Source organism: Streptomyces sp. SudanB25_2051, from assembly GCF_964272635.1.
GTDB lineage: Bacteria > Actinomycetota > Actinomycetes > Streptomycetales > Streptomycetaceae > Streptomyces.
This window is the reverse complement of the sequence record NZ_OZ186787.1, coordinates 3,400,648-3,423,266: the sequence shown is the minus strand read 5'-3', so window position 1 is coordinate 3,423,266 and position 22,619 is coordinate 3,400,648. Positions and strand designations below refer to the sequence as shown.

The window sequence follows — 22,619 nt, the reverse complement described above, 5'->3', positions numbered from 1 at the left end:
TGGAATGGCTTGGGCAGGGCTCGGGACGGTTCGGGGTGCGGGTGGGTGTAGTGAGGGCCCGGGTGCGCATCGCCACCCGGGCCCTGCCCGCTGACCGGGATACCGGCCGGGTTCTCCTCCGGCCGGCTCTCCGGCCGGTTCAGCTCTGCTCGGCCGCCGCGCGGGCGATGTCCGTACGGTGCTGGGAGCCGTCCAGCCGGATGCGCCCGACCGCCGCGTACGCCCGCTCGCGGGCCTGCGCCAGGTCGTCGCCGGTCGCGGTGACCGACAGGACCCGCCCGCCGGCGCTCACGACCGCGTCGCCGTCCCGCTTCGTACCGGCGTGGAGGACGTACGCGTGCGGGGCGTCCAGCTCCGCGACCTCGTCCAGGCCGGTGATCGGGTCGCCCGTGCGGGGCGTGCCGGGGTAGTTGTGCGCGGCGACGACCACGGTGACGGCCGCCTCGTCGCGCCAGGTGAGCGGCGGCTCGGAGTCGAGCGTGCCGTTCGCCGCGTGCAGCAGCACCCCGGCGAGGGGCGTGCGCAGGCGGGCGAGGACGACCTGCGTCTCGGGGTCGCCGAAGCGGGCGTTGAACTCGATGACCCGCACGCCGCGCGAGGTGATGGCGAGCCCCGCGTACAGCAGTCCGGAGAACGGCGTGCCGCGGCGGCGGAGTTCGTCGACGGTCGGCTGGAGGACGGAGGCCATGACCTCGTCGACCAGCTTGGGGTCGGCCCACGGCAGCGGCGAGTAGGCGCCCATGCCGCCCGTGTTGGGGCCCTCGTCGCCGTCCAGGGCGCGCTTGAAGTCCTGGGCGGGCGTGAGGGGGAGGACGGTGGTGCCGTCGGTGATCGCGAAGAGGGAGACCTCGGGGCCGTCGAGGTACTCCTCGATGACGACGCGGTCGCAGGACAGGGCGTGGGCGCGGGCCTGCTCCACGTCGCTGGTGACGACGACGCCCTTGCCGGCGGCGAGGCCGTCGTCCTTCACCACGTACGGGGCGCCGAACGCGTCGAGGGCGGCGTCGATCTCGGCGGGAGTGGTGCAGACGTAGCTGCGGGCCGTGGGCACACCGGCGGCGGCCATCACGTCCTTGGCGAACGCCTTGGAGCCCTCCAGCTGCGCGGCCTCCTTGGAGGGGCCGAAGCAGGGGATGCCGGCCGCGCGCACGGCGTCGGCGACACCCGCGACGAGCGGGGCCTCCGGGCCGATGACGACGAGGTCGGCGGCCAGGTCGCCGGCGAGGCGGGCCACGGCCGCGCCGTCGAGGGCGTCGACCTGGTGGAGCTCGGCGACCTCCGCGATTCCGGCGTTGCCGGGCGCGCAGTGCAGAGCGGTGACGTCGGGATCGAGGGAGAGGGAGCGGCACAGGGCGTGTTCGCGGGCGCCGCCGCCGATGACGAGGACCTTCACGCCAGCCAGGGTAGCCCGGCGGGCGGTCCGCCCTTTGTGCGGGCCACTGAGCGGACGGTCCCTACTCGTTCGTATATTCCTCCACCACGGTCGCGCCGAGCTCCCGGACGATCAGCTCGTGGCCGGAGAGCGCGGAGTCGACCAGGTCCGGGTCGTCCTCCTCCGGTACGTCGTCCTCGGGGGCGACCTGCTGCGGCGCGGCGGGGCGGTGGGTGTCGTAACCGGCGGCTCCCGGGCCCTGGCCAGCGCCCTGGCCGGGTCCCTGCGTGGTGGACCCCGCGGGGCCCGGAGCGGGGCTCGCGCCGTGGGCGGCGGGGCCGGGCCGTCCGCCGGGGCCCGTGGCGCCCTGCTGGTGGGGCGCGGGGGCGGACTGCGGCTGCTGTGCGGGGCGGGGGGCGCCCTGCGGGCTGTGCGGGGCCTGGGGGGCCGCGTACGGCGCCTGCGCGGCGGACCCGAGGGGGCCGCCGGACGCGGGGCGGCCGTATCCGCCCTGGCCGGGGGCCTGGCCGGCGCCTCCCGACGGGTCGACGATGGCCTCGATCTTCCAGTTCACGTGGAACTGCTCGGCGAGGGCCTGCTTGAGGACCTCCTCGCTGCCGCTGCTCGCGAAGTTGTCGCGGGCGCCGGCGTTGAGGAAGCCGAGCTGGAGGGTCGTGCCGTCGAACCCGGCGACCTGGGCGTTCTGGCTGAGGAGGATCCAGGTGAAGCGGCGCCGGTTCTTGACGGCCTCGAGGATGCCGGGCCACATGTTGCGCGCCTGTACGGCGCCCTGCGCCATGTCGGCGGAGACGCCGGGGGCGGAGGCGGCCGGAGCGGGGGGCGCGGCGGGGGCGGGCGCCTGGGGCTGCTGGTGCGGCGGTGCCTGGTGCGGCTGGGGCTGCGGCTCGGCGGGGCGGCCCTGGCCGGGCGCGGCGGCGGTGGGCCAGGCCCCCGGCTGCCGTACGCCCCCGCCGGCGGCGGGACCGGCGCCGGGACTGGCGCCAGGCGCGGCGGCACCGGGTGCGGGGGCTCCCGGCGCGGGGGCTCCTGGTGCGGCGGCGGTGGGCCAGGCGCCCGGGGCGCGGGACGCGGGGGCGGCGGGCGGTGCGGCGGGGGCCGCGGCGGCAGGGGCTGCGGGCTCGGCGGGAGCGGCGGGCGCCGGGGCGGGCGGAGCCACGGGCGGCACAGGCGCGACGGGGGCCGCGGGGGCCGCGCCGGGGGCCGCGGGGGGCATCCCCGGCTGCGCCTCGCCGCCGCGGACGGCGGCACGCGCGGCGGCGGCGCCTCCGTCGGGCACATGGGCGCCGGGCCCCGGCACGTACCCCATGGCGGGGCCGGGTCCGGCGGGCTGGACGTGCATTCCGCGCTCCAGCCGCTCCAGGCGTGCCTGGACGGAGCGCTCGTCGTCGAACGCGGCGGGCAGCAGCACGCGCGCGCAGATCAGCTCCAGCTGGAGGCGCGGGGAGGTGGCGCCGCGCATCTCCGTGAGGCCGGTGTTCACGATGTCGGCGGCGCGGCTCAGCTCGGCCGCGCCGAAGGTGGACGCCTGGGCCTGCATGCGCTCCATGACGTCGGCGGGGCCGTCGATGAGCCCCTTGTCGGCGGCGTCCGGCACGGCGGCGAGGATCACCAGGTCGCGCAGCCGCTCCAGCAGGTCGGCGACGAACCGGCGAGGGTCGTTGCCGCCCTCGACGACCCGGTCGACCACCTCGAACGCGGCGGCGCCGTCACCGGTGGCGAACGCCTCCACCACGGCGTCGAGCAGCGAGCCGTCGGTGTAGCCCAGCAGGGAGGTGGCCATGGCGTACGTCACACCCTCCTCGCCCGCGCCGGCGAGGAGCTGGTCCATGACGGACATCGAGTCACGCACGGAACCGGCGCCGGCCCGCACGACGAGCGGCAGGACGCCGTCCTCGACGGGGATGCCCTCCTGCCCGCACACCTGGGCGAGGTACTCGCGCAGCGTGCCGGGCGGGACAAGCCGGAACGGGTAGTGGTGGGTGCGCGACCGGATCGTGCCGATGACCTTCTCGGGCTCGGTCGTCGCGAAGATGAACTTGAGGTGCTCCGGCGGCTCCTCGACCACCTTCAGCAGGGCGTTGAACCCCGCCGACGTGACCATGTGCGCCTCGTCGATGATGTAGATCTTGTACCGGCTGCTCGCGGGGCCGAAGAACGCCTTCTCGCGCAGGTCGCGGGCGTCGTCCACACCGCCGTGCGACGCGGCGTCGATCTCGATCACGTCGATGGAGCCGGGCCCGTTGCGCGCGAGGTCCCGGCAGGACTGGCACTCGCCGCACGGGGTCGGCGTGGGGCCCTGCTCGCAGTTCAGGCACCGCGCGAGGATGCGGGCACTGGTCGTCTTGCCACAGCCACGCGGCCCGCTGAACAGGTACGCGTGATTGACCCTGTTGTTCCGCAGCGCCTGCTGCAGCGGGTCGGTGACATGCTCCTGCCCGATGACCTCGGCGAAGGTCTCGGGTCGATAGCGGCGGTACAGCGCGAGGGACGACACGCTTACGACGATATCGGGCCGCACCGACAACCGGACCGCCCCAAGATCGACGGGCCCTGCCCGCGGCCGCCACCGCGAAGATCCCCACCGCGCCGGGCCCGCCCCGCCCGGGAACCGCTCCACCCGGCGGCCGCGCACCCCCGCGAACCCCCGCGCACGCCCGTGAACGCAAGCGCCCCTCACGCACCCGCCAGAGCCGACCTACCCTTGCTGCCTTCCGGCCCTGGGGGAGTTCAGTCAGATAGCGCCACGTGAGGGGCTGGGCCCCAGCGTACCCGATCCGTCGCCGGACGAACGAGTTCGCGAGCACCCCCCGGAGTCATGTAATGTTCCCGGCGGAGGATTCGCCTAGAGGCCTAGGGCGCACGCTTGGAAAGCGTGTTGGGGGCAACCCCTCACGAGTTCGAATCTCGTATCCTCCGCCACGGCTGACCAGCCGAAACGAAGGCTCCGACCGCACAGCGGTCGGAGCCTTCGTCGTTCGCTGGTTGCAGTTTTGGTTGCAGTTGCCCCCGGTGCGGCCTTCGGCCGCCTGGAACGGTCCCCAGGTGTCGGAGCACGAGGCCAGGTCGCTCCTTCCGACAGAAAGGGTCGGACGTCACAGGCAAGCCCTACCGTGGGTGGTGACAGCCGGCGCGTGAGCAAGGGTGCGATGAAGGGGGATCAGCATGGCCGGGCGGATCGAGTGGCCTTCGCTGGTCCCGTGGGAGCGCAAGCTGGTCGTGATGGGGCCCCAGACTCACACCGACTACGGCTGGGGACTAGACGGAGCGTTCGGGGCACGTGCGGGCGTGGCTCTGAAGGATCTGAGGCACAGACCGGTCGTGGTCCTCAGGGCTGAGCGCGGTGCGGGAAAGTCTGAGGCTTTCCGACAGGAGCACGACACCCTGCGTGCCGCTGGCCTGCCCTCCATGTGGGTGGACCTGGGGCGCTGCCAGGATGCACTGATTGCCAGGGACTCACTACAAGCCGCCTTTTCTCCGCCCAAGGGCGAAGGTGAGTGGTTCGTCCTGCTCGACGGCCTGGATGAGGGCCTCAACGCCGTTCCCGCTCTCGCCCAACACATTGCCGCTCGTCTCGGGGCTGTTCCAGAGGCGGCATGGCGGCGGCTGCGGATACGGATTTCGTGCAGGAGCGGGAGATGGCCGCAGACCCTGTACGAGGACCTCGCCCGCTTGTGGAGCCGTGACGATGTCGATATGAGGGGGCTCGCGCCACTGTCCCGCAGTGATGTCGCGCTTGCCGCCAGCATCAGCGGGATCCAGAGTACCGAGTCGTTCATGGGCGCAGTTCAGGAGCGAAGGCTGGTCGCTCTGGCAGTGCATCCTGTCACGCTCAGACAAATGGTCATCACCTACGGTGAGAGCGGCAGCCTGCCCCGGACAGCTCACGAGGCTTACCTGGACGCGTGCCGCCATCTATGCACGGAGAGCAAACGGCCCAATGACCCGGTCATCTTGGACCGACAGGTGCCTGCTGGAGACCTGATGTCGGTCGCGACGCGTATCGCTGCGTCAGCTCAGTTCGGCGGTCACGCTGCGATCTCCGACCACCCGCAGCCGGCCACAGGTGATCTGTCCGTGACGCTGCTGTCCGGTGGCAGCGAACCGGGCCCCCTGGGGGTTGGTGTCGACTGCACTCTGCGTGAGCTGCGTCAGGTTCTCGAGTCCGGCCTTTTCGTCCCCGTCGGGGAGCAGCGCTGGAAGTTTGCTCATCGCAGCTACCAGGAGTTCCTCGCCGCGCAGTTCCTCGCCAACCGGCAAATCCATCCGGAAGTACAGCGAGAACTGCTGTGGATCGGCGCTGGCCCGGCGCGCCACGTCCTCTCGGCGCACCAGGAAGTCGCGGCCTGGCGCTGCGTGAACGACCGTGAGCTCTTCGAGGAGCTACTGCAGGACGACCCCCTCGTGCTGCAGGCGGCTGACCTGCAGGCACTGCCCGACGCCAGACGCGCCGAAGCAGTTGCGGCGTTCCTGGCCCACTTCGAGGACGACGAAACCGCCTCATTCCAGTGGGATGCCCTGCCACGGTTCGCGCACCCCGGCCTTGCAGGCCAGATACGGCGGCTCCTGCACGACCCCACCCAAACAAACCTGCTGTACACCGCGGTGGCACTCGCCGATGCCTGCCACACAGGCGGCCTGGACAGCGAACTGCTGACGATTGCGGAGAACCAGAGCCTGCCTAGTGAAATCCGCGTCCGGGCAATCAGCGCAATCCGGACGCCGGCAGAGGCCGTCATCCGAATCAAGGCTCTTACAACCGACTCGTCGCCGGACGTAGTGGCTGGCGCCTTGGAGCGTCTCTGGCCAGACCACGTCGGCCTGGACCAGTACCTCGACCTGGTTCCAGAACCCGACCCTGCCTACCTCGGCACCGCTTATGCGCTGCACGAACAGCTGCCGACCGCACTCGACCGAAAAGACCTTCGGTCCGCACTCGCCTGGGCACTGCGAACCCTGAGCGACCAGGACAGCACCGGCAGCCGGACCCTGGCCATGGCTCTGATCACTCAGGCCGTACTGAACATGGAGCCAGATCACACCGGGGCCGGGGACCTGGCCGACGACATCGTGGCCGCCATGCTGGCCCTCTCAGAGTGCGGCGACGGCTTCCTCTACTCCACTGAAACGCACGACGCACTGAGCAAACTGGGCCAAGCGTTTTCGCAGCGTCTTCCGACACGTCGGCTGATCGTCCGTAAGCTCTTTCAAAGGGCAACCGAGCACCAGCTGCTGACCATCGATGTCGCCATAGGAGCCCGCAACCTCCTGCCCTACGAGGACGCGCTGTACTGGATGACGCAGTGGGGAGCGCTCTCCCCCTCAGAGCAGAGGCTGGCCGTGTACGCGGTCCGCATCGCCAAGCCTGAAGACCCGGCCGAACTGCAGACAGCGCAATCGGCGCGGGCCGCACATCCCAGCCTGCGTGAAGCCACAGCCCACTGGGACATGCCCCCACCCGCACGTCCGGGCAACGACAGAGCCGCGCAGCTCCGGCGAGATTCCTACAGCGAAACAGCACTCCGGCAGGCGATCAGCCTCGTTCACCAAGCCCAAACGGACGACCTACGCAGCGCGTGGCTCAACGTACTGCGCGAGATTCGCAAGACCGCGGATGGATCCCCCGCTCACCAGCACACGCCGCTGTCCATCGCACGCCAGGCGCCGTCGTACCCGTCGGCCGGCAGCGAACTGGCCCACGAGCTCCAACAGGCGGCCATGTACGTTTTGGCGCACGTGCCGCCGCTCACCGCCGCCGACTTGACTCCCCATGGTTCCGTCGCGTGGCACGCGATGCCAGAGATCACGGCATTCGCCGTCCTGGGGGCTAACGAGACCCTGGCCTTGACCGCCACCGCGGAACACGCGGCGGGCTGGACCATCGCAATCGCATCCGCATCGATCTACGACAACGCCGACGTACAGCTGCGCGACCAACTACTTCCCCACTTCGCCGCACGAGCAGGGAGCGCCCTCGGCGCGCTCCTCACCGAAGTCCTATGTACCGCAACAGCGACCACCGTCCAGGGCATGGTCGGGGGACTCGCAGCCCACGCCCTCGAACAGAGCCGCTCTGCCCTCCTGGCCTGGGCCATCGCCCCCGAGCGCACACCCGAACAATGGGGCCGCACGCTCCACGAGCTCGCCGCCAACCAGGATTCGAAGGCCAGGGAGGTGCTACGGGCCGAGCTCGCCGAGGACCCGGCTTCCCATGCCCCTGACAGCCCCAGCCGCGCACGGTGGCTCGTAGCTGCTCACGCGCTGATGTACCGAGACAACCACCTCGCGACCGTGCTCCCGGATGTGTGGCCCGCTGTTCGCCCGCACCTGTCAAATCCCGAGATCCTCACCCAGCTCCTCAACCGCCTCTCCAGCACCTCCAGCAACTGGCCAGATGGGACCGGTACCCTGACGGCGCGACAGCTCGGCGACCTGTACACCCTGATCCTGGGCCACTTGGGGGCAGGCGTCCTGAAGTCGCCCTACCACCGGGTCGGCATCATCGGCCCCCAGCACCGGCTCCACGACTTGGTCCGCTCCCTGCCCAGCCTCATCGCCAGCCAGGAGACCCCTCAAGCAGCCGCTGAACTGCATCAGCTGGCCGATCTCCACCCCGAAGCCTGGTTCCTCCGCCGCGATGCGCGCTCCACGGCCCGGGCGGCAGCGGCCCGTCATGCAACGCCTCTGCCCCCAGCAGAACTCCTTCGGCTCGCTGACAACGTCCAACTGCGGCGCGTCACCGACGAACGTCAGCTCCACGACATCGTCGTGGAGTCCCTCCACCGTTTCGAGCAAGCCCTCCACCGCCCCAACGGACTCGTCATCGCTCTATGGAACCGGGACCGGCCCGGTGTGAATCACGACCGATGGTGGCCATGCTGGGAGGAGGATTTCAGCGACATCGTCGCCGCCTTCCTGCTCCAGGACATCGGCGGGCATCGCGTAGTGATCAATCGAGAAGTGCAGCTGCGCCGGCCAGGTCTGCCCGGCCTTCGCACGGACATCCAGATCGAGGCGCCCGGCGCCCCAGGCGGCGGCGAAGACCCGATCAAGGTCGTGATCGAGTGCAAGGGCTGCTGGAACTCGTCCCTGCCCACTGCTCTGGCCGACCAGCTCGTCACGGACTACCTGCATACCCCCAGGACCGCAGGCATCTTCCTCGTGGGCTACTTCGACTGCGAGCGATGGGGCATCCACAAGCGGCAATGCCCCGCGCACGGCCACACCTCTAAGCAGATCCATGAATACCAGCAAGAACAGGCCCGGCAGCAACACGCAAAAACAGGATCCGCAGTCTCTGCATTCGTGGTCGACTGTCGCCTGCCTGGGCGAGAGCACGGCGAGATCATCGACCGCGGGTAGCGGTACGTGGCTTAAGACTGAACTTACGGTGGACGCCCCTTTTCTCCGACCACAGCGGTACTCCGGTGCGCAGCAGCGTCCAACCGTAATGTCGGCTTGGCATTAATTCGCCCACGTTGAAGTGGCCGAGGAGACGAATGAGTTCCAGAGCCGTCGCGCGACGCTGCTCATGCTCCCTGTGCACGTCATCTTCGAAGCCCAGGCTGCGTGCCGACGCGTCCTCCGCGTCAAGCCGGGCTTGCCAGTCTCGCTTCGCCTTGTCCGCGCGTGCCACGACACGCTCCGGCGTGTCACCTCGGAGAGGCAGCATGGCAGCGAGCCGAATCTCACGCTCCTTTGCAAATTCCGGCCCGTTCGCCCGGCGCTTCCGCAGCACAGCAAGGTGCTCCTCGCTAGACAGGAAGCCAACCATCGGCGATGGGCAGAGAAAGACCTGTACCCGCCCAAACCGCCCGAACTCGGATTGCGTGTAATCTGCCGCTTGCCCAGCCCACGCATAGTACGAACTGAGATTTCCATCCTGGACTGGACGCTTGAACTCGATCCCGAACGCCGGTTCATCATCAAACCAAGGCTCCGGGTCACGTGGAACCAGAATCGCATCGATTCTCACGGGGTCGCCCCCGTGATGCAGGCCGGTGACCTGCTCCTCAATGTGGAACCACTTATCTAGCGCACCCAGTACGTGGGAACTGAGGTCTCGTTCTGATTTGAAGTTCTCCGCCTTCGGGAATATCCAATCCCGCGCGTAACCGAGCACCGTCCCCCCTAACAGACCACCCACCTTTGATCATGCCCCGTCCCTGCCTGCTGCATGAGCCGCACGCCGGACGATGTCTGAAAGGCTCCTCCTTCCCTTGGCCGCCAAGATCTCGCCGCCGCAGGTTCGCTTAAGACCGACGCCAACACCGGCCCCAAGCGAACACCTCTGGGGAGCGCCGGGGAGGCTCTACCACTCGTCCGTGTCACCGTACTTTCCCGGGTTCTGAGCGCGGTCCACAGCCTGTGAACATGCCTCGACAAAGGCCGCCTCTACAGCGTCCTTGTCCGTGCCTCGCACCTGGGCCGCGACCTCCAGGCCCGTGCCAGTGCGCCAGGCCGAGGCGCGGTCGGTGTAGCGGTCGGTCTCGAAGTCCCAGGCCGGCACCGACCACTGCTCCGGGAGTTCGGTCGCCGCGCGTTCCCCGCCGGGAAGGAACAGAGCTCGGGCGTGGAAGACCACGGCCCGCTCAGGCGCCCGGTCGCGGATGGCGCTCGCACCGCCCGGGCCCTGCTGTTCCCAGCGCCAGCGGTCCCATTCCTCGACCTCGGCAGAGTGATCGGGCCAGTCCTCGCTCCACCGTGCGACGACCTCGTCAGCGTGCTCGCGGTGGAGGAAGGGAACGCGCCGCTCGCCGAGGCGGGCGACGTGGACCACCAGCTCGGCGGGGACGGGGCTCTGGCCGGCCTCCGGCGCGGCGCTACCCGCAGACTGGTTCGTGCCCCACAGGAGGCCGCCCACCTTGGCCGCGGTGTCCTTGAGGACGCGGCTGGTCAGGTGCTGATAGCGGCGGCGCATCCGGGCGGACTTGCCGGGCTCCCAGCCCATGATGGCGTCGACGACCGCGTCGGGAACCCCGAGGATCAGCAGGACCGTCGCCGCGGTGTGGCGGGCGTCGTGAAGGCGGGCATCGCGGACGCCGGCGGCCTTCAGCAGCTCCTTCCACTTGTCGTAGTCCGTGTTCGGGTTCAGGGGCTCGCCGGTAGGCGAGGTGAACACGTAACCCTTCTCCGTCCAGAGGTCGCGGGCCCGGGCTCGCTCGCGGGCCTGCTCCTCCTTGTGCTGGCGCAGGAGCTGGAGGAGCTCGTCGGGGACACCGATGGGGCGCTGGCCGGCGCGGGACTTGGCGTTCTTCGTCTCGCGTCGGGTGTTGATCTTCTGGGGGCAGAAGCCGGGCTTGCGTCCGCAGCGGTCGCCGCAGCCGTGCTTGTAGCGGGGCCGCAGCCGGCCACGCCGTACACGGATGACGCCGAGCTCGAAGTCGACGTCGTCCCACTGCATGCCGAGGACCTCCCCTGGCGCACGCCTAGGGCGAGCGCGATGACCCAGCGGGCGGTGTTGCGGTGCTTGCCCGCTTCGGCGAGGAGGCGCTGGACCTCTTCGACGGTGTACGGCTCGACCTCCTCCTCTTCGACCTTGGGAGCCTTGGCAATGGACCCCGGGTTCGAGGTGAGGTGCTGGCGACGCACGGCCTCGTTGAGAGCGGCGCGGACCGTGCGGTGGGCCTGGTGGGCGGTGCCGGCGGCGCTGCCGTTGTCCTGCATCTTCTTGTAGAACCGCTCCAGATGCTCGGGGTCGAGCTTCTCCAGGCGGTGGGCGCCGAGGCCGGGAATGAGGTGGTGGTAGACCGCCACCCGATATCCGTCGATCGTGTTCTCCGAGACGTGCGCGGCAGCGATGTTCTCGACCCAGTGGGTGAGCCACGTCTTCACGGTCCACGACTGGCCAGCCTTGCGGACGGCCCCCTGGTCGCGCTGGCGCTCCAGGTCGCGGACGACCTTGGTGACCTCGGGGCGGGTCTTGCGGCTGACGTGGCGCCGGTCCGGGGTGCCGTCGTCTTTGACGCCGACGGTGACGTAGCCGTGCCAACGACCGTCCTTGCCCCGGAAGATCGAGGAGGCACCGTTGGGCTGGCGGGTCTTGGCGGGAAGGGACTTGGTCACGCGGCCGTCCCGAAGTCCGACGCGCCGAGCTGGCGGGTCAGGAAGTCGTTCACCGCCTCCGCTGGGATGCGCCGGAGGCTCCCGATCTTGACCGAGGCGATCTCTCCAGCGGAGACGTATTCGTACAGCTTGGTGCGGCCGATGCCGAGGCGGCGGGCAGCCTCCTCAACCGTGAGTGCGACGAGCGTGGCGTCACCGTCGGCGGGGCGGCGCTGGGCCACGAGGGTGCGCAGGGTCCCCTCGGGAACGTCCAGGAGCCGGGGCTATCTGGGCGAGCGGAAGATCGTTTCCGGGCGAGGAGAGGTCCTTCTCTGGCCAGGCGTGGGACGGCGAATCCCGTGCTGGCCGGTTGATCGTTCAGGGATGGGGTTGTGCGGCGCCGACCCCGGCGGAGGCTGACCTCGGCCTCCCGCCAAAGTGCAGATCGGCGGCGGGGCCCACCGCATCGACGGCTTCTTCAACATCGACCTCGTCCCTCCGGCCGACCTCCTCTGGGACATCCGCGAAGGCATCCCCCTCCAGGACGACAGCACCGACGAGATCTTCTCCGAGCACTTCCTGGAGCACATCGACTACCCGCGCTCGGCCAAGCACTACGTCCGCGAGGCCCACCGCGTCCTCGTCCCGGGCGGCTGTGTCATCACCGGCGTCCCCGACGCCGCCTTCGCCCTGAGCCAGTACCCGGCCCCCTGGACGCCACCGACGAGACGATCGAGCGCTGGTACGCCAAGCGCGACTGCCGCGGCGACATCAGCACGCAGCTCGACCTCGTCAACCTCGTCTTCCGCGACCAGGACGACGACCCCACCTATACCCCGCACCTGTGGGCCTACGACCACGAGAAGCTCGTCCAGATCTTCGCCGAGGCCGGCTTCACCACCGTCGAACCCTGGACCTTCGACCCCACTATGGCCAATCCGAAGCGCCGCTGGGGCAGCGTCTACGTCTTCGCCACGAAGTAGCCCCTCAAGCAGCCCGCGGGTCCGGGACGCACCGTCCCTAGCCGGCCTGGCCCCGCGGGCACCACCCACGCCACGGCGCCCCGCATCCGCCCGGCCACGCCGCCGAGGGAGCCACCCGCATGAACCAGGTCCCCCCTTCCATCAGCGAACTCACCCTCGCCGCCACCCCCAACGCCGTCGCGTGGGCCCGACGTCACACGGTCGACATCCTCCAGCGCTGGCGCTTCCCCGACGAGGGGATCGAAGTCGCCCGGCTCGTCGTCTCGGAGCTGGCTACCAACGCGATCCAGCACGCACGCCCCACAAGGACGTCTGAAGCGGCCACTCATTCCGTCGGCATCGGCACGATCGTGCTCATGCTCTGGCCCACCGACGGCGGCATCATCCTCGCGGTCAGTGACCCCGACCCGCGACCGCCGGCACCTCGCGCCAGTGACGCCAGCGCCACCAGGGGCCGCGGACTGGTCCTCATCCAGACCATGGCCAACCGTTGGGGCTACTCCCCCACGCAGCCACACCCCGGGAAGATCGTCTGGGCAGAGGTTCCCGCTCGTCCCAGCAGGGCCCTGGGTGAGCCAGGCTTCGGCGGCCGGCAGGCGGCCCCGATGCTCATCGGGCGAGTCCTGACCGGCCTGCGCGAGCTGTAATCGGGACACGGCGGCAGGCCGTGCCACTTCTCCTCTGGCGGGGAAAGAGGGTCTACACCGAATCCACGACTATTGGATGCCGCACCTCGCTACCCGGCCAAGGGAAAGCCGTGTCAGCAGGTCAGAGCGACAGCTTCGCACTCCACCTTGCAGCCCTCGGAGAGCAGCCGTGTTTCCCGCAGAAGTGATCACACAATGGGTTTTCCACAGGCTCATCGGATCCCGCGCGATCTGGCTACGCTGTGCCCATGGCAACAGAGGTAGCAGCAGCGGAAACGGATCTTGTGGCCCGCACGGAAGCGAGGAGGCAGGAGTCATCTTCGGCTCTTGACCCCAAGGAGCGTGCGAAGCGCGGTCAGTACTTCACGCCCGCCCCCGCTGCGGACTTCATTGCCTCGCTGGCGAGGCTGGACGGCGCAGCCCCGATTCGGCTCCTCGACCCCGGTGCCGGGGCGGGGTCTCTGACCGCCTCGGTCGTATCGCGCATCCTCCGGGAGCAGCCACGAGCCCAGATCACCGTGACCGCGTGCGAGAACGACCCACAGCTTCACGAGCCGCTCTCTGCAACGTTGGAAGACTGCGCGAACACGGCCCGAGCGGCCGGCGGATGGGTAGAGACCACCCTGGTGAAGGACGACTTCATCACCTGGGCGACCGAGGATGCAGGGCTGTTCGGTGAGGATCGGGGTCCGTTCGACCTCGTAGTCATGAACCCCCCGTACAAGAAGCTGGCCGCCAACTCACGTGAGCGGAGGGCAGTCGCTGCGGCCTGCACAGAGACCTCGAACCTCTATTCGGCATTCATGGCACTGGGGATCCACCTCCTCGCTCCAAGCGGCCAGCTCGTCGCCATCACGCCACGAAGCTTTGCGAATGGCCCTTACTTCCGGCCATTCCGCAAATATCTTCTGGACCGCATGCACATTGACCGCGTGCACCTGTTTGAATCGCGAAACAAAGTATTCGCCGATACAGACGTGCTCCAGGAGAACGTGATCTTCTCGGCGACACGCACCGACAAGCCTGACCGAGGCCCCATCATCGTCTCCTCAAGCCGCAGCTACGACGGCGAAATCCGTAGCCGCTCGGTGGAGTACAGCGAGATGGTGCATCCAGATGATGGCGAGCACTTCATCCACATCAGCGCAGACGAGGAAGACGCGCAGCTCGCGGCTACTCACGCCAACCTTCCCGCCACCCTCACACAAATCGACTGTCAGGTTTCGACGGGGCGCGTGGTGGACTTTCGTTCCAAGGAGCACCTGCGAGCCAACCCAGAGGAGGGAGCGGTTCCCCTCATCTACCCGCTTCACATGCGTAACGGCGGAATCCATTGGCCTGTACCGGGTGCCAAGAAAAATAATGCGATCATGCTCACCCCAGACACCGAAAAGATGACTTTCCCGTCTGGTTATTACGTCGTAGTGAAGCGGCTTTCTTCTAAGGAGGAGAAGCGCCGTGTGGTCGCTACCGTTTTCGATCCCGAAGTGACACCACACGCCCGGATTGGATTCGAAAACCACGTAAATGTGTTCCACAGGGCAGGGGCCGGACTCCCCCGGGACGTCGCACGCGGTCTCTGCTTCTGGCTCAACTCCACCCTGCTAGACCGGCTCATTCGTCGATTCAGCGGCCACACACAGGTGAACGCGACCGACCTACGGAACCTCCGCTACCCAAGCGAAGCTCAGCTGCAGGCCATTGGTGGCGAGTGGATAGAGGATGGGTGGCCCGATCAAGAGAAGCTCGACGATCTCGTCGAACGTCACCTAGAGCTGGATGAGACCGTCTCGTCCGGCGAAGCGTAGCGTCCGCGAGCACGGCCACAGAATGGCTTATTAACGTCGGGCATGGCGGAATCTTACCGCCCCTCAAGGTGTGTCCCCATCACCTGTCAGCGCACCCCCAGAGGCCCTGTAGCCTGAGCCGCACTCACTGTATCGATGTGGCTGGGGAGGGCCAGCGAGTGACCAAGGCACAGCAAGAAAAGAAGCTCAAAGAGGCGAAGGAAATTCTCGCCTCTATAGGGATGCCCGCGAAGCAGCAGAACACCCGGACCGCACTGGTCCTGCTTGCGATGTTGGACCTTCGCCCGGATCAGGAATGGGCGGAGGCGAGCTCCAACACCCTCGGCATCACCGAGTGCATGGATTGGATGGCCGTCCACTATCCCGACATCCCGAAAGGGACGAAGGACCCGAGCAGGTACGCACCGAACAGCCGCGAGTCCGTGCGCAAGGAATCCGTCCACCAGCTCATCGATGCCGGCGTCCTCGTCAAGAATTCTGACGCCCCAGGACGAGCCACGAACGACAAGAACAATCGATACCACCCGAGCCAGCTGGCCATAAAGGCGCTGACGACCTACGGGACCTCGGCATGGCAAGACTCGCTCGACGAATTCCACGCCGAATGGAAGAAGCTGATCGAGCTCTGGGCCGCTGAGAGGTCGGTTCACCGAGTGCCCGTCAAACTTCCTGACGGAACGGAGGTCAAGCTGAGCCCTGGCGAGCACAGCGAACTCATCGGGGCTGTCGTCGAACGCTTCGCATCGCAGTTCACCCCCGGAGGCACGGTCGTATACCTGGGCGACACGGGCTCCAAGTGGATCGTCAACAAGCCCGAGTACCTCGCGGAGCTCGGCGTGGTCGTGGATGCCCACGGCAAGATGCCCGACGTGGTCATCCACTACACGGACAGGGACTGGCTGGTGCTCGTGGAGGCAGTCACCTCCACCGGGCCGGTCAACGGTCTACGGGTCGCGCAGCTCAAGAAGCTCTTCGAGGGAGCGCGCCCGGGGCTGGTCTTCGTCACTGCCTTCCAGACGAAGAAGAAGTTCCGACAGTTCGCAGCCGACATCGCGTGGGAAACGGAAGTCTGGGTCGCGGAAGAGGAGACGCACATGGTGCACTTCAACGGCGAGCGCTTCCTCGGCCCCTACGGCGAAACTCACGAATAAACAACGAGGGCCGCCCCGCGAGGCGGAGCGGCCCTCAAGCAGATATCGGCGACGACCTACTCTCCCACGAGGTCCCCCTCGCAGTACCATCGGCGCTGGCAGTCTTAGCTTCCGGGTTCGGAATGTTGCCGGGCGTTTCCCCACCGCTATGGTCACCGAAAAACTACGCGCACGCCCAGGGGCAAGCACTTTCGAGCGATGAGTATACAGGCGGGCAGGTCGTTGGTCGGCCGGCCCGGACGTACCAAGTGGGGCGTGACGTGCACCGTTCCGCCGGGCACCGGCCGCCCCGTCGCCATCGTCCTGCCCACCCATGCCGAGGCCATCGTGGTTGCAGTTCTGGTTGCATTCACCCCCGTCCGGCTCCGTCCGGATGGGTCCACCTCGAACGCTCCGCCACAGGTCAGGACGGGTGCGGCCCGCTCCGGACCCCCGTACGAACATTTGGAAAGCGTGTTGGGGGCAACCCCTCACGAGTTCGAATCTCGTATCCTCCGCCAGTGCCTCACCGGGCACTTTGTCGAAGGGCCCCACCGCTTGCGGTGGGGCCCTTCGGCGTTGTCCCCACGCATGCGCCCCGCTCGCGGAGTTCAGGTGGGGTGGAGGGGGGTCTGGCGGTCGGAGGCGGGCCAGATGTAGGGGAGGTCGCCGGGGACGCCCGGGAAGACCCGGGCGTAGAGCTCGGGCTCCTTGCGGATCAGCGCCGATCTGTGGCTGCGGTGGAAGGCGGCGTCGCCCAGCCACGGCGGGAGTTCCCCGGCGGCCGCCAGGTCCTCCTGGGCGCGTACGGGGGTGTGCGGGCGCAGGGCGGCGTACCCGGAGACGAGGGACGCCGCGCAGCTGTCCTGGTGGCCGAGGTCGCGCCAGACGCGGCACACCTCCAGGCCGTACCGGACCAGCGCCTCCTCGTAGCCGGCCCACATGCGGACCGCCGGGTGCCGGCGCCACCCGTAGCCGGGGACGGTCAGGCCCCGCAGGACCTGGAGCGCCTCCACCCGCTGCTTGCCGAGCCTGCGGCGGTCCAGGGCCCGCGCGGAGTCCCGGAAGTCCGGGTACGGCAGGAAGGTCTGCATCGGTCGCCCCTCGTACGGCGTGCGCGGATGCCGCGCGGGTACCACGCCGCGCCCGGCCCACGCCGGGGGCGGGGTCACGCGGGTGCGGGCCGGGCCGGGGGCGGGGTCACGCGGGTGCGGGCCGGGCCGGGTGCGGGGTCACGCGGGTGCGGGCCCACGTCGCCGGGCCTACGCCGGGTGCGGGCCCACACTGGCCCGGCCCGCGTCGCGCCGGGCCTACGCCGGGTGTGAGCGTCCTCGGTGCGGGGGTGGGTGTGCGCGGTTCGGGGGCGTACGGGATTCCCGCGGCCGTTCCGGGGCACCCGACCGCGCGGACGGCAGCGGAACGGCAGAACGGCGAAGCGGCGGACATGGAAACCCACCAGGACGGCCCCGACCGGGCCCACCAGCGCCCCGAGGGGCTCGACGACGTACTCGTGGAGGCCCTGGGGTCGCTCTCCAAGGCGCGCGAGACGACGGAGCGGGCACGCGGGCACCTCTACGCGTTCCACCAGCTCACCGGCACGGCCGACCTGGAGCTGGACCGGGCCGTCGCCCTGCTGCGCGAGGCGGGCCACCCGGAGTGGGCGGAGCGGGTGGCCACGGAGATCCTGGGCCGCAACGTCATCCCCGGCCACTGGACGTTCCAGATCGTCGAGGCGTACGACGACACGTACTACGGGCCGTTCCGCGCCCTCGAAGGCGCCGCCGTGGACGAGCTGGCCGGAGGGCGCCGCCACCTGTACGAGGCCGAGATGAAGGAGGCCCGCCGCACCCCGGGCCACCCCGACCACACCGCCCGCCCCTCCGACTGACGGTGCGCCCCTCCGACTGACGGGGCAAGCCCTCAGGACTGGCCGGGCGGCCGCCGGCCGGGCGGCCCGGAGTCGTACCCGGGCATCAGCCGATCGGATGATGCCGGTCGGGCGGGGTGGTGGATACCGCGCGGCGCCCGGGGGCGGGAGGCTCTCGGGCATGGGAATCATCGAGGTCAGGGACCTGCGGAAGGTCTACGGGGAGAAGACCGCCGTCGACGGTGTGTCGTTCGACGTCGAGGAGGGGGAGGTCTTCGGCATCCTCGGGCCCAACGGCGCGGGCAAGACCACCACCGTCGAGTGCGTCGAGGGGCTGCGGCGGCCCGACGGCGGCACCGTGCGCGTCGCCGGGTACGACCCCGCCGCCGACCGCGACGCCGTCACGCGGCTGCTGGGGGCGCAGCTCCAGGAGAGCGACCTCCAGCCGAAGATCACCGTGCGGGAGGCGCTCCGGCTGTACGCCGCCTGCTACCCGGAGCCCGCCGACTGGTCCGCCCTCGCCGAGCGCCTCGGGCTCACCGACCGGCTCGACACCCGGTTCGCGAAGCTGTCCGGCGGCCAGAAGCAGCGCCTGTTCATCGCCCTCGCCCTGATCGGCAACCCCCGTGTCGTCGTCCTGGACGAGCTGACCACCGGGCTCGACCCGCGCGCCCGCCGCGACACCTGGCAGCTGATCGAGGACGTGCGGGACAGCGGCGTCACCGTCCTCCTCGTCACCCACTTCATGGAGGAGGCCCAGCGGCTGTGCGACCGGATCGCCCTGATCGACAAGGGCCGGGTCACCGCTCTGGACACCCCCTCCGGGCTCATCGGGCGCACCGCGCGCGGCACGGAGATCTCGTTCGTCCCGTCCGCCCCGCTGGACACGAGGCTCCTGGCCGAGCTGCCGTCCGTCGCCTCGGTCGCCGAGCGGGACGGCGGCCGGATCGTCGTCCACGGCACCGACGACACCGTCCACGCCGTGCTGTCCCTGCTCGCCCGGCTCGGCACCACCGCCCTCCACCTCCGCGTCACCGAGGCCACCTTGGACGACGCCTACCTCAACCTGACGGGACCGGACGCATGACCGCCCTCGCACGCCCCCGCCCCGCCGCCGTCAAGGGCAGCGCGACCGCCGTCCTCGCGGCGGAGGCACGCCTCTTCCTGCGGGACCCCGCCGCCCTCTTCTGGATCCTGGTCTTCCCGACCGCGCTGCTGTGCGTGCTCGGCGCGATCCCCGCCTTCCGGGAGCCGTCGCCCGACCTGGACGGGCTGCGCGTCATCGACCTGTACGTGCCCATCACCGTCCTGCTGGCGATGATCACGTCGGCGATCCAGTCCATGCCGCCCGTCCTCACCGGCTACCGCGAGCGCGGGATCCTGCGCCGCATGTCCACCACGCCCGTGCGGCCCGGTGCGCTCGTCGGCGCGCAGATCGTCCTGCACGGCGCGGCCGTGGTGGTCTCGGCGCTGCTCGCCCTCGCCGTCGGCCGGGTCGTGTTCGGCGTCGCCCTGCCCGGCCATCTGCCCGGCTACCTGGTGGCGTTCGTCCTCGCCGCGCTGGCCACCCTGGCGCTCGGCAGCACCGTCTCCGCCGTCAGCCGCACCACCAAGATCACGCAGGCGGTGGGTTCGGCGGTGTTCTTCCCGGCGATGTTCAGCGCCGGGGTGTGGCTGCCGGTCTCGGCGATGCCCGACACCCTGCAGCGGATCGTGCACCTCACGCCCCTCGGCGCCGCCGCACGGGCCCTCGACCAGGCCGCCGCGGGGGGCTGGCCCTCCTGGACGCACCTGGGGATCATGGCCCTCTGGACGGTCGCGCTGATCGCCGCGGCACGGCGCTGGTTCACCTGGGAGTAGGGCGGGGATGAGGACGACGCTCGAGGAGCGGTGGGCGCAGTTCTACCGGTACGGCCCGTACATCGCGCTCGGTCTCTCGACGCTCGTCTCCGCCGCCACCGCCGATCTGCTGATGACCCGGCGTGAGATGTACGCGGCCGGGGCCCTGCTCCTCGTGTCGCTCGCCCTCCACGTGTGGTGGACCCGCACGGCCGGCGCGACCAGCACGGCCGGCACGGCCAGCGCGACCAGCACGGCCCGCGCGACGCCCAGCACCGGCACGGCCCGCCCGGTGCCCGCGACCGGCACGGCCCGCACGACGCCCAGCACCGGCACGGACCGCGAGGTGGACGGGCGGGGCGGCGTGCGGGTGGATGGTGTCGCCGGGCCGGTGTACTTCGTCGTCCGTACCGTCCTGGCGTTCGCCCTCACCTGGCTCAACCCGTTCTTCGCGATCTACGCCTCGCTCGGCTACTTCGAGTCCCGGCGCGTGCTCCCTCCGCGTGCCGTCCGCGCCGGGCTCCTGGTCACCGCCGTCACCATGGCCGGCTCCCAGTCCGGCGGTCTGCCGCCCGCCTCCCCGATGGGCTGGGCCGCCTTCGCCGCGCTGTTCCTCTTCAACTCCGCGCTCGCCGTCGTCATGGACCACATGGAGGGCAAGGAGGGGGAGAAGGCGGCCGAGCGGGCCGCGACCATCACCGCCCTGGAGGCCGCCCTCGCCGAGAACGCCGCGCTCCACGCCCAACTCGTCGTCCAGGCGCGGGAGGCGGGCGTCGCCGACGAGCGCCGCCGCCTCGCCGCCGAGATCCACGACACCATCGCGCAGGGCCTGACCGGGGTCATCGCCCAGCTCCAGGCCGTCTCCACCACCACCGACCCGGAGGTCGCGCGCCGGCACCTGGCCCGCGCGCAGGCGCTGGCCCGCAGTTCCCTGGGCGAGGCCCGCCGCTCCGTGCACAACCTCTCGCCCGCCGCGCTGGAGCACGACACCCTGCCCGACGCGCTCGCGAAGACCGTCGCGGAGTGGGCCGAACGCACCGGCGTGGACGCCCGGTTCACCGTCACCGGCACCGAGGAGCCGCTGCACGACGAGGTCGCCGCGACCCTCCTGCGGATCGCCCAGGAGGCCCTGTCCAACGCGGCCCGGCACGCCGGCGCCGAACGTGCGGGCGTCACCCTCTCGTACATGGGCGACGAGGTCACCCTGGACATACGGGACGACGGCCGCGGCTTCGACCCGCTCGCCGTGCCGCCGCGCACCGGCACCGGCGGCTTCGGTCTCGACGGCATGCGGGCCCGCGCGGAGCGCATCGCGGGCACGGTCGCCGTCGAGTCGGAGCCCGGCCAGGGCACGGCGATCAGCGCCCGCGTACCGTTGGTGCGCCATGACTGAACGCGACGCCGCGACCGGGGGGAACGTGACCAGCGAGGACGTGAGCACGGAAGCCGGGACGCGGCAAAGCCCGCAGGCCAAAGGAGAGTTGGCGGAGTCGGCCGGTGCCGGGCGGGCCGTGACGCTGCTGATCGTCGACGACCACCCCGTCGTACGGGACGGTCTGCGCGGCATGTTCGCCGCCGACCCGGGCTTCCACGTGCTGGGCGAGGCCTCCGGCGGTGTCGAGGGCGTCGCGCTCGCCCGGAGCCTCGACCCGGACGTCGTGCTGATGGATCTGCGCATGCCCGCCGGGAGCGGCGTCGAGGCCATCGCGGAGCTGTCCCGGCTCGGCGTCCGCTCGAAGGTGCTGGTCCTCACCACGTACGACACCGACTCCGACACGATCCCCGCCATCGAGGCGGGCGCCACCGGCTATCTGCTCAAGGACGCGCCCCGCGAGGAGCTGTTCGCGGCGGTCCGCGCGGCGGCCGAGGGGCGGACCGTCCTGTCGCCCGCCGTCGCCTCCCGGCTGGTCTCCGCCGTCCGCAAGCCGGCCGAACCGGCGGGCGGGGCCCTGTCGGCGCGCGAACGCGAGGTGCTGGAACTCGTCGCGAAGGGCCGGTCCAACCGCGAGATCGCCCGCGAGCTGTTCATCAGCGAGGCGACGGTCAAGACGCATCTGACCCATCTGTACGCCAAGCTCGGTGTGAAGGACCGCGCGGCGGCCGTGGCCACCGCCTACGACCGGGGCATCCTCGGCTGATCCGCCGCCTTCACGCGCGTGTACGGGCGGCGCCCCGGGGCCAGATGACCTCCACCGGGATGCCCCGGGCTCGGGCGAAGGCGACCAGGTGGGCGGTGGCGTCGCGGCCGTCCGTCGGGGAGCCGTCCCAGACGGCCAGGAGGCGGCGGCTAGTGGTGATCATGCGTTCGTCGGCGGCCACGCACGCGTCGCGGCCCTCCGGGTCGTAGGGCATCAGCCGCATCTGCTCGGCCAGCCGGAGCAGTTCGCCCGCCGCGTGGCGGTCGCGGTGCGGGAGGACCGCCGGTACGGAGCCCTGTGCCGGGACCAGCACCACCAGGGGCCTGCCCACCTCCCGCGCGGCGCGGCCCGCCGCCACCGGGAGGCCGGGACCGACCCGTACGACGCCCTTCGCTCCCTCCTCCTGGCGGCGCAGGCGGGTGCGCAGCTCCGCCTCGACCAGGGTCAGCGTCTCCGGGGTCAGGTCGGTGTGCCCGACCATCGCGATCACCTCGCGGCTCGCTTTCCGGCCATGGCGCCTCCCGTTCGTCCGTCGTTCGCGTCCGCTAGTGAACACAGCGGACGCGTCGAGCGGAAGGGCGCATCGGGTCCCCGCCGGGTGCGCGGCGGGGACCTTGGGCCCCCGGCGCCGGGACTTGCGGCTCTGCGGGGGCGGGCGCGCCGCGTGGTTGTGTGGGGGACGCGGGATGGTGCGCCCGGCTCGGCGGTGCCTCCCCGTCCGGACGGCGACGGCCGGGCGCACCCCCGTCCAGGCGCCCACGCCCCGTACGGTC

14 protein-coding genes, 1 tRNA gene, 1 rRNA gene, 1 other RNA gene and 3 pseudogenes are annotated in these 22,619 nt (G+C 70.3%); 11 read left to right on the top strand and 9 right to left on the bottom strand.

Going from position 1 to position 22,619, the window contains the following annotated elements; all coding sequences use genetic code 11:
* Positions 1 to 139: 139 nt before the first annotated feature.
* The 3 genes from purD to ffs all read right to left on the bottom strand — a co-directional run bounded on the left by purD (position 140) and on the right by ffs (position 4,151).
* Entirely contained in the window at positions 140 to 1,393 is a 1,254-nt protein-coding gene (purD, locus tag ACSUPT_RS15275; RefSeq protein ID WP_351966963.1) for a phosphoribosylamine--glycine ligase, read from the bottom strand.
* Between the two features lie 61 nt (positions 1,394 to 1,454).
* The gene (locus ACSUPT_RS15270) at positions 1,455 to 3,887 is read right to left on the bottom strand and encodes a DNA polymerase III subunit gamma and tau (protein WP_436944642.1); all 2,433 of its coding nucleotides are present in this window, start codon (positions 3,885 to 3,887) and stop codon (positions 1,455 to 1,457) included.
* Positions 3,888 to 4,052: 165 nt separating this feature from the next.
* An RNA gene (gene ffs, locus ACSUPT_RS15265) (signal recognition particle sRNA small type) lies at positions 4,053 to 4,151 on the bottom strand.
* A 73-nt stretch (positions 4,152 to 4,224) separates the two neighbouring features.
* On the opposite strand from ffs, the gene ACSUPT_RS15260 reads away from it, so the two are divergent.
* Positions 4,225 to 4,312: transfer RNA gene (locus ACSUPT_RS15260), tRNA-Ser, on the top strand.
* Positions 4,313 to 4,555: 243 nt separating this feature from the next.
* Positions 4,556 to 8,752 (top strand): hypothetical protein, encoded by a 4,197-nt coding sequence (locus ACSUPT_RS15255; RefSeq protein ID WP_436944641.1) that lies wholly within the window; start codon positions 4,556 to 4,558, stop codon positions 8,750 to 8,752.
* On the opposite strand, the gene ACSUPT_RS15250 is transcribed toward ACSUPT_RS15255, so the two are convergent.
* The 3 genes and pseudogenes from ACSUPT_RS15250 to ACSUPT_RS15240 all read right to left on the bottom strand — a co-directional run bounded on the left by ACSUPT_RS15250 (position 8,736) and on the right by ACSUPT_RS15240 (position 11,722).
* Positions 8,736 to 9,512 carry a hypothetical protein gene (locus ACSUPT_RS15250; RefSeq protein ID WP_436944640.1) on the bottom strand — a complete coding sequence of 259 codons (777 nt, stop codon included), beginning with the start codon at positions 9,510 to 9,512 and terminating at the stop codon, positions 8,736 to 8,738. The two genes, ACSUPT_RS15255 and ACSUPT_RS15250, sit on opposite strands and share 17 nt — an antisense overlap.
* Positions 9,513 to 9,701: 189 nt before the next feature.
* A pseudogene (locus ACSUPT_RS15245) lies at positions 9,702 to 11,455 on the bottom strand (tyrosine-type recombinase/integrase).
* A pseudogene (locus ACSUPT_RS15240) lies at positions 11,452 to 11,722 on the bottom strand (helix-turn-helix domain-containing protein). Before ACSUPT_RS15240 ends, ACSUPT_RS15245 begins: the two co-directional pseudogenes overlap by 4 nt.
* A 141-nt stretch (positions 11,723 to 11,863) precedes the next feature.
* On the opposite strand from ACSUPT_RS15240, the pseudogene ACSUPT_RS15235 reads away from it, so the two are divergent.
* The 4 genes and pseudogenes from ACSUPT_RS15235 to ACSUPT_RS15220 all read left to right on the top strand — a co-directional run.
* Positions 11,864 to 12,417: pseudogene (locus tag ACSUPT_RS15235) on the top strand (class I SAM-dependent methyltransferase); the annotation flags it as partial.
* Positions 12,418 to 12,536: 119 nt separating this feature from the next.
* Positions 12,537 to 13,064 carry an ATP-binding protein gene (locus ACSUPT_RS15230; protein WP_403500727.1) on the top strand — a complete coding sequence of 176 codons (528 nt, stop codon included), beginning with the start codon at positions 12,537 to 12,539 and terminating at the stop codon, positions 13,062 to 13,064.
* A 248-nt stretch (positions 13,065 to 13,312) separates the two neighbouring features.
* The gene (locus ACSUPT_RS15225) at positions 13,313 to 14,872 is read left to right on the top strand and encodes an Eco57I restriction-modification methylase domain-containing protein (RefSeq protein ID WP_436944639.1); all 1,560 of its coding nucleotides are present in this window, start codon (positions 13,313 to 13,315) and stop codon (positions 14,870 to 14,872) included.
* A 158-nt stretch (positions 14,873 to 15,030) separates the two neighbouring features.
* Positions 15,031 to 16,023, top strand: a complete 993-nt coding sequence (locus ACSUPT_RS15220; protein ID WP_403500723.1) for a BsuBI/PstI family type II restriction endonuclease — start codon at positions 15,031 to 15,033, stop codon at positions 16,021 to 16,023.
* A 43-nt stretch (positions 16,024 to 16,066) separates the two neighbouring features.
* Here the strand turns inward: ACSUPT_RS15220 and rrf are convergent.
* Both rrf and ACSUPT_RS15210 read right to left on the bottom strand, forming a co-directional pair.
* Positions 16,067 to 16,183 (bottom strand): 5S ribosomal RNA (gene rrf / locus ACSUPT_RS15215).
* Positions 16,184 to 16,613: 430 nt separating this feature from the next.
* On the bottom strand, positions 16,614 to 17,096 hold the full coding sequence (locus tag ACSUPT_RS15210; RefSeq protein WP_436944637.1) for an MSMEG_6728 family protein: 483 nt from the start codon (positions 17,094 to 17,096) through the stop codon (positions 16,614 to 16,616).
* A gap of 350 nt (positions 17,097 to 17,446) precedes the next feature.
* Between ACSUPT_RS15210 and ACSUPT_RS15205 the strand changes: the two genes are divergently transcribed.
* The 5 genes from ACSUPT_RS15205 to ACSUPT_RS15185 all read left to right on the top strand — a co-directional run bounded on the left by ACSUPT_RS15205 (position 17,447) and on the right by ACSUPT_RS15185 (position 21,846).
* Positions 17,447 to 17,890, top strand: coding sequence for a hypothetical protein (locus ACSUPT_RS15205; protein ID WP_351966968.1), 444 nt, complete (start codon positions 17,447 to 17,449; stop codon positions 17,888 to 17,890).
* Between the two features lie 160 nt (positions 17,891 to 18,050).
* Complete coding sequence (locus ACSUPT_RS15200; protein WP_436944635.1) at positions 18,051 to 18,956, top strand: ABC transporter ATP-binding protein; 906 nt, start codon at positions 18,051 to 18,053, stop codon at positions 18,954 to 18,956.
* A complete protein-coding gene (locus ACSUPT_RS15195; protein ID WP_361654442.1) occupies positions 18,953 to 19,729 on the top strand; it encodes an ABC transporter permease in 777 nt (258 codons plus the stop codon). The genes ACSUPT_RS15200 and ACSUPT_RS15195 overlap by 4 nt, the downstream gene beginning before the upstream one ends.
* A gap of 7 nt (positions 19,730 to 19,736) precedes the next feature.
* The gene (locus ACSUPT_RS15190) at positions 19,737 to 21,101 is read left to right on the top strand and encodes a sensor histidine kinase (protein ID WP_436944633.1); all 1,365 of its coding nucleotides are present in this window, start codon (positions 19,737 to 19,739) and stop codon (positions 21,099 to 21,101) included.
* Entirely contained in the window at positions 21,094 to 21,846 is a 753-nt protein-coding gene (locus tag ACSUPT_RS15185; protein WP_399218589.1) for a response regulator, read from the top strand. Before ACSUPT_RS15190 ends, ACSUPT_RS15185 begins: the two co-directional genes overlap by 8 nt.
* 10 nt (positions 21,847 to 21,856) lie before the next feature.
* Here ACSUPT_RS15185 and ACSUPT_RS15180 read toward each other — a convergent pair whose 3' ends face one another.
* Positions 21,857 to 22,336 (bottom strand): hypothetical protein, encoded by a 480-nt coding sequence (locus ACSUPT_RS15180; protein WP_399218590.1) that lies wholly within the window; start codon positions 22,334 to 22,336, stop codon positions 21,857 to 21,859.
* Positions 22,337 to 22,619 lie beyond the last annotated feature (283 nt).